The 10,862-nt window shown below is 75.1% G+C and carries 13 protein-coding genes; 2 read left to right on the forward strand and 11 right to left on the reverse strand.

Annotated elements, in window-relative coordinates; genetic code table 11:
• Both VM242_09135 and VM242_09140 read left to right on the forward strand, forming a co-directional pair.
• Positions 1 to 759: NAD-dependent epimerase/dehydratase family protein (locus tag VM242_09135; GenBank protein HVM05324.1), on the forward strand; the 759-nt coding region annotated here is incomplete at its 5' end.
• Between the two features lie 248 nt (positions 760 to 1,007).
• On the forward strand, positions 1,008 to 1,568 hold the full coding sequence (locus VM242_09140) for a hypothetical protein (GenBank protein HVM05325.1): 561 nt from the start codon (positions 1,008 to 1,010) through the stop codon (positions 1,566 to 1,568).
• Between the two features lie 81 nt (positions 1,569 to 1,649).
• Here the strand turns inward: VM242_09140 and VM242_09145 are convergent, their stop codons facing one another.
• The 11 genes from VM242_09145 to VM242_09195 form a co-directional block, all read right to left on the reverse strand.
• Positions 1,650 to 2,606 carry an MraY family glycosyltransferase gene (locus VM242_09145; GenBank protein ID HVM05326.1) on the reverse strand — a complete coding sequence of 319 codons (957 nt, stop codon included), beginning with the start codon at positions 2,604 to 2,606 and terminating at the stop codon, positions 1,650 to 1,652.
• An 11-nt stretch (positions 2,607 to 2,617) separates the two neighbouring features.
• Complete coding sequence (locus VM242_09150) at positions 2,618 to 3,190, reverse strand: GNAT family N-acetyltransferase (GenBank protein ID HVM05327.1); 573 nt, start codon at positions 3,188 to 3,190, stop codon at positions 2,618 to 2,620.
• A complete protein-coding gene (locus VM242_09155) occupies positions 3,187 to 4,368 on the reverse strand; it encodes a glycosyltransferase family 4 protein (protein HVM05328.1) in 1,182 nt (393 codons plus the stop codon). Before VM242_09155 ends, VM242_09150 begins: the two co-directional genes overlap by 4 nt.
• The gene (locus VM242_09160) at positions 4,365 to 5,219 is read right to left on the reverse strand and encodes a polysaccharide deacetylase family protein (protein HVM05329.1); all 855 of its coding nucleotides are present in this window, start codon (positions 5,217 to 5,219) and stop codon (positions 4,365 to 4,367) included. Before VM242_09160 ends, VM242_09155 begins: the two co-directional genes overlap by 4 nt.
• The gene (asnB, locus tag VM242_09165) at positions 5,216 to 7,168 is read right to left on the reverse strand and encodes an asparagine synthase (glutamine-hydrolyzing) (protein HVM05330.1); all 1,953 of its coding nucleotides are present in this window, start codon (positions 7,166 to 7,168) and stop codon (positions 5,216 to 5,218) included. The genes VM242_09160 and asnB overlap by 4 nt, the downstream gene beginning before the upstream one ends.
• A gap of 10 nt (positions 7,169 to 7,178) precedes the next feature.
• A complete protein-coding gene (locus VM242_09170; protein ID HVM05331.1) occupies positions 7,179 to 7,898 on the reverse strand; it encodes a hypothetical protein in 720 nt (239 codons plus the stop codon).
• A 90-nt stretch (positions 7,899 to 7,988) separates the two neighbouring features.
• The gene (locus tag VM242_09175; GenBank protein ID HVM05332.1) at positions 7,989 to 8,363 is read right to left on the reverse strand and encodes an HPr-rel-A system PqqD family peptide chaperone; all 375 of its coding nucleotides are present in this window, start codon (positions 8,361 to 8,363) and stop codon (positions 7,989 to 7,991) included.
• Positions 8,360 to 9,241, reverse strand: a complete 882-nt coding sequence (locus tag VM242_09180; GenBank protein ID HVM05333.1) for a hypothetical protein — start codon at positions 9,239 to 9,241, stop codon at positions 8,360 to 8,362. The genes VM242_09175 and VM242_09180 overlap by 4 nt, the downstream gene beginning before the upstream one ends.
• The gene (locus VM242_09185; GenBank protein ID HVM05334.1) at positions 9,238 to 10,350 is read right to left on the reverse strand and encodes a nucleotidyltransferase family protein; all 1,113 of its coding nucleotides are present in this window, start codon (positions 10,348 to 10,350) and stop codon (positions 9,238 to 9,240) included. The genes VM242_09180 and VM242_09185 overlap by 4 nt, the downstream gene beginning before the upstream one ends.
• Positions 10,347 to 10,625 (reverse strand): PqqD family protein, encoded by a 279-nt coding sequence (locus VM242_09190; GenBank protein HVM05335.1) that lies wholly within the window; start codon positions 10,623 to 10,625, stop codon positions 10,347 to 10,349. Before VM242_09190 ends, VM242_09185 begins: the two co-directional genes overlap by 4 nt.
• Positions 10,622 to 10,862, reverse strand: a 241-nt coding sequence (locus tag VM242_09195; protein ID HVM05336.1) for a hypothetical protein, incomplete at its 5' end; no start/stop codon positions are given. The genes VM242_09195 and VM242_09190, both read right to left, overlap by 4 nt.

Raw genomic sequence — 10,862 nt, forward strand, 5'->3', positions numbered from 1 at the left:
GTGGTGCACCTGGCGGCGCGCCCTTCGGTGCCCCGGTCCATCGACGACCCGTTGGCGACCCACGTCGCCAACGCCACGGGGACCCTCGAGGTGCTCGAGGGCGTCCGCCGGGCGCGCGGGCCGGCGCTGGTCGTGGCCTCGTCGTCGTCGGTCTACGGCTCCAACCCCGAGCTGCCCAAGCACGAGGGCCTGGTGCCGATGCCCATGAGCCCCTATGCGGCGAGCAAGCTGGCGGCGGAGGCGTACGCCCTGGCCCACGCCGCCTGCTTCGCCCTCGACGTGCTGGTGTTCCGGTTCTTCAACGTCTTCGGCCCCCTCCAGCCGGCCCACCACGCCTACGCCGCCGTCATCCCCGCTTTCGTGTCGGCGGCCGTCGACGGCCGCCCGCTCCCCCTCCACGGCGACGGCTCCCAGACCCGCGACTTCACCTTCGTCGACTCGGTCGTGGCCGTGCTGGTCGACGCCGTGCTGCGGCGCGTGTCGAGCCCCGGGCCGGTCAACCTCGCCTTCGGCTCACGGGTCTCCCTGCTCGAGACCATCGCCGAGCTTGAGGTCATCCTCGGGCGCCGGCTCCCCGTCGAGCGGCTGCCGCGACGCCCCGGTGACGTGCCGGCATCGCAGGCGGACCAGACCCGCCTGCGCGAGCTGTTCCCGGACGTGCGGCCGGTGGTGTTGTCCGACGGGCTGCGGAAGACCGTCGAATGGTTCCGCAACGAGATGACCACTGCCGCCGGACAGCAAGGGTGGGAACGCCAGTGAAGCCTTCCGAGGAAATGGTCTGGAACTCGAGACCATGTCCTGGTAAAATACCGATTGTCTCATTTAGCTGACGGGTGGGGGCGCAAGACGAGCGCGTTCGCGGGATCATCCGACCCCGGGTACGCAACCTGCCCAAACGAAGCTCCGCGTTTGCGCGGCGCAAGACGGGTGGACCATCACGAAGCGGTGGCCCCAGGCCTTACGACGGAACCGCAACACACACCACACCGGTCAAGGGAGGAGCCTCCATGCAGGTCGAGGACACGACGGCGAGCAACATCGGCATCTCGCGGCGGTCGCTGCTCAAGCGCAGCGCCGTCGTCGGCGGGACCGTGTGGGCGGTCCCGGTCATCCAGAGCCTGTCCGCCCCGGCGTTCGCCCAGGCCGTCACCTACGGGGGCGGCCGCACCGACATCTCGTTCATCGCCCTCGTCTACGACTGCGGAGCCGGCCCCCGGGGCATCAAGTTCGAGGTCCCCGAGGGGTGCTCGGACGCCAACACCACGTCGGGCTGCGACCTGCTCGCCGGCTGCAGTTCGGGCACCGGTGCCACACCCGACTGCGGCGACTTCTTCGGGAGCACGCCGGCCGGGTCGTGCGCCGACGTCGCCAGCGCGGTGGTCGACAACAACGGCAACGTGACGATCGTCCTCGACCCGGGATGCAGGATCCTCCGGGTGGCCGCCAAGTGCGGTTCGGGAGCAGGGGCGTGCCAGCAGACGCCGGGCAGCCCCCACATCTCCGTCAGCGGGAACTCGATGACGGTCGTCGTCAGCGACAACTTCTGCCCCACCCCGGTCGGCAGCTGACGCCCTGATCTGGCGGCGGCCCGACGGGCCGCCAGCCCGCGCGGACGCCGGCTGACCGTCCGCAAACGCGGTGGGCGCGGGTCAGGGCCGGCGGGCTCCCTGCGGCCCCGGGCCGTCGGCGTCGGCCGGTCGCAGGAAGCCGCCCGCCACCACCGCGGCCAGGGTGGCCAGCGCCCCGGCGCCCACGATCGCGGCGGCGGCGACTCGGCCCTGGCGCGCCGCCGCCACGCCGAGGAGCCCCATCCCCGCCTGGGCGGCGGCGAACACCAGGGTCGTGCGAATCGTGGGCCACCCGCGGCGGACCAGCTGGTCGTAGACGTGGTCGCGGTCTCCCGTGAACAGCGGCCGGCGTGCCGCCCACCGCCGAAGGACGGCGGCCGCCAGCTCTCCCGCCGGGACCGCGACCATGGCGATGGCGGCCACTGGGACGCCCGGCCGGGTGCCTTCCGACCAGGCGAGGACGAACAGGACCGCCAGCGCGGCGCCGAGCAGGTACGACCCGGCGTCGCCGAGGTAGATGCGGGCGGGCGGGCGGTTGTGGACCAGGAACCCGGCCAGCGCACCGCCCAGGGCGAGGGCGAGACGCCGGCCGTCGCCGTCCACCAGAGCCGCGAAACCTGCCGCTGACGCCAGCCCGACTCCCGACGCCATGCCGTCGAGGCCGTCCAGCAGGTTTACGGCGTTGATCAGGACGACCACGACCAGCACCGCCGCGAGCCCGAGCATGCCGCCGCTGCCGGCGACGGTCAGAGCCACGAGCGCTCCCACGCCGAATTCGCAGGCCAGGCGGACGCCGGGCGAGAGGCCCCGCCCGTCGTCCACCAGGCCCAGCGCGAGGGCGAGGGCGAGGGGCACCATGACCGCCGGCCGGCTCGGACCTGCGACGGCGGCGACGGCGGCGAACACGGCCAGGCCCCCGAAGTAGGGGACAGGCTCCAGCTGGACCTTGAACGGCCCCGGGCGATCGAGGACGCCGAGCCGGCGCGCCAGCTCTCCGGCCAGCGGCGTGACGGTGACGGCGATCGCGAAGGCCGCCACCGGGACCAGGATCACCGGCGCTCCAGTACCTGGGACGCCGTTCCCCGGTGGAGCACCAGAGTTCCCGCCCGCCGGAAGCCGCACCTGCGGTAGAGGGCGATCGCGGGCTCGTTCCCGCTCACCGTGACGACGCGGACGGCGGTGTGCCCGCGCCGGGCCAGCTCGTCCGTGGCCGCCGCGACGAGCGCCCCACCGAGCCCGCGACCCCGCGCACGGGGCGCCACAGCCACGGCGAGCACCTCGGCGCAGGCGCCCGCGTGCGACCCGGCCGGGTAGCGGAGCGTCTCGACAACCCGCCTCGCCGCGCCGAGGAGGCGGGGCCCGGCGGCGACCGCCACGCGCAGCGCATCCCGTGCGAGGAACGACCGGTAGAGGGCGCCCGTGCTCTCGGCCGCTGCGACGAACCCCACGATCTCGCCGTGGTCGTCGGCGACGAGCAGGACCGTGCCGGGGTGGCGGGCGATGCGGCGGTAGAGGCAGGCCAGGAAGCGTGGGCCGAGCGACGACAAGAAGCCGTCGGCGATCTCGGAGGCGTGCAGACGGGCGACGGAGGGCACGTCGGGTTCGGTCGCGGTCCGGATCACGCCGCCACCGCCCGGCGCCGCCGGCCGCCCCCCAGCAGGCGGTCGTAGACGGCGAGGGTGAGGTCGATCACACGCTGCTGGTCGAAGTCGCGGATCGCCTTTTCCCGAGCCGCCGTGCCCAGTCGCCGGCGGAGGGCAGCGTCGCCGGTGAGCCCGGCGAGGGCGGCGGCGAGGGACGGGACCTCGCGTGGCGGCACGAGCAGCCCGGTCCGCCCGTGCTCCACCACCTGGCGGCAGCCGCGCACGTCGGTGGCCACCACGGGCAGGCCCATGGCCGACGCCTCCATGGCGGAGCGGGGGAACCCCTCGCGGTACGACGGGAGCACGAACACGTCGCTCGCCGCGTAGAGCGCCTCCACGTCGTGGCGCAGGCCGAGGAACCGGACGCCGGCCGCCGCCTCCGCCCGGCGCTGTTCCTCGGGCGGGACGGCATCCCCCTTGTCGGGGTCCGCCGGGCCGACGACGACGACCCGGGCTTCCGGCGCGGCCGACCGCAGCAGGCGGGCCGCCGCGAACAGCTCCCGGAAGCCCTTCTCCCCCACCAGTCGGCCGACGGCCAGGCACACCACGTCCCGGGGACCCACGCCGAGCTCGGCGCGCCGGGCGGCCACCACCTCGTCGGGGACACGGGCGCGGTCGAAGCGGGCCAGGTCGATGCCGTTCCCCAGGAGTACGAGCTTCTCCCGGGGCACGCCCAGCCGGGCCAGTGTTCCGAGGTCCTCCCCGTTCTGCACCAGCTCGGCGTGGGAGAACGCGGCGGCCGCCCGCTCGAGGCCGTACACGACGGCCCGTCGCGCCAGGCGGTCGTCGGCGGTGGCGTAGAGCCCGTGCACCGTGTTGACGACGGCGGGCACCCCGGCGACCCTGGCGGCCACTCGCCCGAGGATCCCGGGCTTGGGGTTGTGGGTGTGCACCAGGTCGGGCCGGAGCCGGCGGAACACCGAGACCAGCTCGCCGAAGGCGGCGGCGTCGCGGGCGGGCGCCATCGCGCGCGTGGAGTGGCGCAGCGGGACGTGGCGGATGCCGGCGGCCTCCAGCCCGGCCACGAACATCCCCGGCGCCGAGACCCCCACGATCTCGTACCCGGCGGCGGCGAAGGCGCTCAGCTGGGGGCCGAGCAGCAGCGCCAGGCTGATGTCGGTCGTGGTGACGTGTACGACGCGCCGGTGCGCCCTCACGTCGACATCCCCGCGTAGCGCCGGCGGTTCGCCAGGGCCCGCAGCCGGTCCTCCAACGCCATCCCACCGGCGACCTTGCGGGGGAACCACCGCATCCCGTCGCCCGCCTGGATCGGCGAGCGAGCCAACCGGTACGGGTCCGTCGCCCCGTACCGGTTGGCACGCGTCCCCGCCAGCGCCGCCGACCGGAACCGCCGGCGCACCTCGGCGGCGGCCGCCGGCCCGGCGGCGACGGCCTTGGGGTACGCGAAGTGGCGCGGGGTGACGCCCAGGCGGTCCTCGATGAGGTCGATCGACCGGTCCAGCTCGGCGGCCACCTCGGCCGGTGGGAGGCGGTCCAGCAGCCGGTGGCGGTGGGTGTGGGACCCGACGGTGACCAGGCCGGTGGCCACGGCGTCGGCCAGGGCCGACCAGGACAGCGGGATGCCGCCCCGGGGGAACGGCCTGCCCTCGTCGACGAACTGGGTGGCCACGAAGAGGATGGCGGGGACCCCGTGCCGCACCAGGACCGGCAGCGCCTCGTCGACGAAGTCGGCCGTCCCGTCGTCGAAGGTCACCGTCACCCCGGTGCCGGTGCCGGAGTGCGGAGCGGCGGTCAGGGCGTTGACGGCCGCGTCGTAGGACATCACCCGGCAACCCGACGCCAGGGCGGCCATCTGGCGGTCGAACACCGCCGTGGGCAGGTCGAGCTCCAGGCCCGACCCGCCGCCGACGCGGTGGTAGAGCAGCGCCACGACACCCCCGGCCGGGCGGGCGACGGTGTCCGCCGCCGCCGCGGTGGCCTTCACCAGCTGGCCCAGGGCCCGGCGGGCCCTCACCTTCACGTCGCCCACCTGGGCGGGAGCGCTCATGCCGCCGCCAGCCAGGACTGGAACATCAGCACCGTCCACAGGTCGTAGTCGCGGTTGCGCGTCCCCCCGAGGTGCTCCGCCCACGCACGGCGAACCGGTGCCGGGTCGAGGTGGCCGGCGTCGCGCAGGGCGCGCTCGGCCAGGTGGTCCTCGGCCCACTCCCGCAGCGGCCCCCGCAGCCAGGCGCCGATCGGGGGGTCGAAACCCTGCTTCGGGCGGTCCACCATCGGGGCGGGGACGTACCGGTGGAGGACCCGGCGAAGGACGCGCTTGCCTCCGGTCCGGTCGAGCTTCATGTGCCCCGGCAGCCGCCACGCCAGCTCGACGACCCGGTGGTCGAGGAGCGGCACCCGAACCTCGAGGGCGACGCTCATGGAGGCCCGGTCGACCTTGGTCAACATGTCGTCGGGCAGTGACACGGCCGTGTCGAGGAACATCATCCGCCGGGTGAGGTCGGGGAAGCGGGGCCAGCGCTCGGGGACGTCCAGGAGCGTGGTCGGGACGGGTCCGGCACCGACCAGGTCCTGGGGGCGCTCCCACTGGGTGATCAGGGCCCGGTAGGCGTCGTCTGCGTCGGCGGCGCCCAGGAGCCGTGCCAGCTTGTGCGCCTTGTCTCCGGCGTTGGCCACGCGCAGCCGGGGCGGCAGGCACCGGCCCCAGCGGGCGACCCGGGCGTCCCAGGCCGAGGGGGCGCCGGCCAGGATGGCGCGGGCCAACACCCGGCGGGCCGGGAACGGCACGGCCGCGGCCCGCCGCCACGCCCGCTCCCCGTAGACGTGGCGGTTGTAGCCGGCGAACACCTCGTCGCCGCCGTCGCCCGACAGGCACACCGTCACGTGCCGCCGGGCCACCACGCACATCAGCGTCGTGGGGAGCTGCGACGGGTCCGAGAACGGCTCGTCGTAGCGCTCGGGGAGCGAGGGGATGAGGTCGAGCGCCTCGTCGGGGCCGAGCTCGATCTCGGTGTGATCGGTCCCCAGGTGGCGGGCCACCGCCCGAGCGTGGGCCGATTCGTCGAAGCCGGCGTCGGGCGAGGAGATGGTGAAGGTGCGCACCGGCCGGGCGCTCTGGGCCTGCATGAGCGCGACGACCGTGGACGAGTCGACACCGCCCGAGAGGAACGCGCCGAGGGGGACGTCGGCGTGCATGCGCAGGCCGACGGCGTCGCGCAGCACGGCGTCGAGGCGCTCGACCGCCTCGTCCTCGGACCACGCCACCGTGTCGCCGGCGCAGCGGGCCACGACAGCGGCCAGGTCCCAGAACGGCTCGGGTTCGCCCGCCGCCGGGCCCGCCCGGCCCGGCACCCGCAGCACCGTCCCGGCGGGCAGCTTGCGGGCCGAGCGCAGGATCGTGTGGGGGGACGGGACGTAGGTGTACCGCAGGTACAGCGCCAGGGCGCCCCGGTCGAGCCCGGCGTCGAAGTCGGGGTGGGCCCGCAGCGCCTTCAGCTCCGACGCGAACACGAAGTGCCGGCCCGCCCGCCCGTAGTACAGGGGCTTCTCCCCCAGTCGGTCGCGCACCAGCACCAGCTCCCCGGCGGTGGCGTCCCACAGCGCGAAGGCGAACATCCCGTTGAAGCGCTCCAGGGCCGTGGCGAGCCCCCACGCGGCGATGGCGGCCAGCGCCACCTCGGTGTCCGACCGGCCACGGAACGCGACCCCCTCACGGGCGAGGTCGGCCCGGAGCGCTCGGTGGTTGTAGATCTCGCCGTTGAACACCAGGGTGTAGTGGCCGCACGGCGACACCATCGGCTGCCGGCCTTCCACCGAGAGGTCGACGATCGACAGGCGGCGATGCCCGAGGGCGACGCCGGCGGCTCCGTCGACCCAGACGCCGTCGTCGTCGGGCCCCCGGTGGCGGAGCCGCTCGGCCATGGCGGCCGCCGTGCCCGCCAGCACGTCAGCGGACGTCGCCCGCCCGGGGTCCAGCACGCCTGCGATGCCGCACACCGGCGCGCGCCTAGGACGGGCGGGCGAAGCCGGCCAGGTGGCGGACCTGCGCCGGGACGCCGGACGGGACCGACACGGCGGCCGTCCGTTCCAGCACGCGGTCGAGCAGTGACAGGGTGGTCTCCACGCCGGGGGCGTCCACGACCGTGGGGTACGCCCAGAGGCGGCCCCGCCGGGCTGGCATCTCGCCGATCGGCTCACCGGCCACGAACGCCCATGCCACCAGCGGGTACCGGCCGGGCGGCACCGGCGGGTCATCGTCGGCCGACCGGTCGAGCTCCTCCAGCCGGCGCAGCCCGGACGGTCGCAGGTCGAGACGCACGTCGGGCACGACCAGCTCGCCCCGTTCGGGGTCGACGGTGGCGTGGGGGACGTCGGCCAGGCGCAGCCCGGCCCGCCGCAGGTGGGGCTGGGCGGCCGCCAGGTCCGTCCCCATCTTTCCCGGGGCGAGCACGGCGCGGTCGCCGGCCACCAGCGGTACGGCGCGTACGGCGAGAAGGCCGGCGCCGGGGGGGTGGGCGACGGAGTCGAGGTGCCGCAGGAGCGCCCGCACGATCCGTCCCGGGTTGCGCGACCGTGCCACCGTCCGGGTGCCGCGGTGGAGCGTGTGGACCGGGCGGGGCATGCGGGCATCGGCCGGCTGGTCGCGCACCGACACCGAGAAGTTGGGCGGGGCGCCGTCCACTTCGGCCACGAAGGCGCCGAGGAGGTCGCGCAGCAGATCGTCCATGGCAGTCGTCGCCGACCGGACGCCGATGTGGACGTCGCCCAGCCGGAAGCCGGTCGTGGCCGCCCACCCGAGGCGGTCGAGCTCGTCGCCTCAGGGTGCGGGCGGGTCCGAGAGGAACGAGGGCGCCGGTCCGCTGAGCGGCTCCGCCGGCGGCTCGGCGCCGGGGCCGACGCCCGACAGCAGCCCGCTGCGGGCCAGATGGCCCACCATGCCGAGCACGTCGCCCTCGACCGTCGCCCGGTCGACGCCGTACGCTTCGGACAGGTCGGCGGCCAGCTCGGAGAGCGGCCCGGAACCGTCGAGGCAGCGCCACACGAGGGCTGCCTGCGGGTTGAGGTGGTGAAGGGTCCCGTTGGCGTCTTCGTAGAGGACGACCTCGGGCCCGAAGGGGAAGGCGTGCACCGACGGCCGGCGCTCGGCGACAAGGTCGAGGCCCACGCCGTTGTCGGCGGTCGTGTCGCTCACCGGGCGTCCCCCGCGAGGATGGCCGGGCGCTCGACGCCGAGGAGGTCGAAGACGAGGCGGCAGGCCTCGTCCAGGTCGCCCACGTCGAGGCGGTAGGCGGGGCAGCGGTCGGCGATCTCGGCGAGGGTGCGGGCGCCCGTCGCGCCCGACTCGCGGAGATTGAGGGCGTTGCCGGCGAGCGTCATCATCGCCTCGGCCGGCGACATGGGGTACAGCGCCGTTTCCACGCCCTGCTCGTAGCGGGGGAAGACGACGACGCCGGGGCGGCACTCCGCGGCGACCGACTCGGGGCCGAACGCCGAGGGGGGCACCTGCCATTGGATGTCGAGCAGTTCGTCCGGCGCCGCCGGTCGCGCCTCGGCGAACAGCGGCCACGACCCCGGGTCGAGAGAGAACGGTTTGGGGTACGGCCGGATCACCATACCGGCGGGGTCGACGGCGACGAGCTCGTCGGTCACGTACCGCAGGCCGGCGCGGGTGAGCCCGGCGGCGAGCGTGGTCTTCCCCGACTCCATGCTCGCCGGGAAGATGGCCGCCGCGCCGCCGAGCTCGACGGCGGACGCGTGGAGGAAGACGAGCTCGGGGCTCGCCGACACCACTTCGCGGTTGAGGCTCCGGACGAGGTCGCGCACCACCTCCGACGCCGACGTCGAGCTCATGAGGTGGTGGTCGTCGAGGTGAAGCTCGAACTCCCGGCGCGTCCCCTCGACCCGGTCGAGGACGGTGTACACCCGGGCCGGGTCGACCGGCGCCCTGAAGGCATGGAGCACCTCGAGCAGGTGCGCCCGCACGTCGTGGTGCGCGGCGGCCACCGTGAACGTGACACCCACGGCGCGGAACGACGGCACCTCGGCCGCGCCGGTTGCCTTGACCGTCATGTCCGCACGCCCCACTGGCGGAGCGTCGAGAACCCTCGGCGCACCCGGGTCACGTAGCCGCGATCGCGCGGCGCCAGGTAGTGGCGGTCGGGGAACAGCAGAGCGCGCAGGTAGGCGGCGCGATCGAACAGGCGGGGGATGGCCCACAGGGCGGTTGCCGCCTGCGCGGAGTACGTCGCGCTCTCGTCGGTGTAGACGCGTATGGCCCGGCGCTCCGCCGGGTCCGGCCGGTAGCGGGCGGCCCACACCGACAGGGCCACGACGTCGGCGATCCTCAGCGTCTCCCACGCCAGCAGGACGGCCCGGGCGACCACCGGCTCGGCCCGCCACCGGCGGCACTGCTCCAGCACCCGCTCCTGCGACAGCGGGGTGTGCAGGAGGATCTGGGCGACGTCGCGCACCGCCACGAGCCGGGGCGGGATGTCGCCGAGGGCGGCGTGGAAGCAGGCGTGCAGGAAGCGTTCCTCGGGACCGAGAGCCAGCAGCGTCTCGCCGCCGACCACGAACGGGCTGGCCGTTTCGAACAGGTCGGGGAGCTCGACGGTGAGCCCGAAGGGCCCGGAGACGAACGTGCGGTGGAGGTCGAGGTCTCGCCCGGACGGCGTGATGAAGCTGGTCCCCTTGGAGAAGCGGCGGTCGAAGTCGGGGCGGGGACTGTGGAACTGGCGGTGGTCGCCGCGGCCGACGAAGAGCTCGACCGCCCGGTCGAAGTGCTCCGAGGGCACGAGGAGGTCGAGGTCACCGAAGGACCGCAGGGCGGGGTCGGGATAGTCGAGGTGGGCCACGGCGGACCCCTTCAGCACCCGGCAAGGGATGCCCGCCGAGGCGAGGAGCTCGAAGGAGCCGAGCAGGTCCCGCTCGAGCAGGACCGCCTTGCACATCGACGCCACGTGCGCCTCCGCCGCCTCCTCTCGCTGCTCCGGGAGCACCGGGAAGGCGCCGTCGGCGATGGCGGCGACGAGCAGCCCGGGCATGCGCTCGCGCCGCACGCGCTCGATGAGCGGCGCCCAGTCGCCGGGGGCGAGGGGGACGTCGGGAAGGTTGGCGAGCGTGCCCTGCAGCCCGTAGGCGGCGACGGCAACGGCCACGGCGTCCGCCACCGCCGTCACCGGTCGTCTCCCGAGCGGGTCACCACGGCGCAGTCGGCCAGTGCCTCGAGGAACGGCGTGAGGTCGCTCCCCACCCGGTCGGCGCTCACGCCGTACTCAGTGGAGATGGTCTCCGCCAGCGCGGGCAGATCGCTCGGCGTGGCGAGGAGCTCCCACACCGCAGCGCCCGGCCCCGTGACGAGGATCGGCTCGTCGGCCGCCGGCGGCAGCAGCACGGCGCCGCCCGACACTCGCCGCCACGCCACCCCCCGGCCGCGCGCCCAGACGGTCGTCACCGGCCCTTCCGGAACAGTCGCAGGGCGGTCATCGTCATGATGGCCAGGTCGCGCACGACGCTCGGGCGCGGCGCGGCGCGCTGGGCGCCGTTGGCCCGACCGCGCGACGGAACCGGCGGCTCGTCCGAAGGCGGGGGGGGTTCCGGTGTGGCGGCGGACGGCGTGCCCGCCGCCGCGGCGGAAGCAGCCGGAGAGCCGACGGGCGGCGCAGCGGGCGGGCGGGGCGCGGTCCGGCGG

Source organism: Acidimicrobiales bacterium, from assembly GCA_035540975.1.
GTDB lineage: Bacteria > Actinomycetota > Acidimicrobiia > Acidimicrobiales.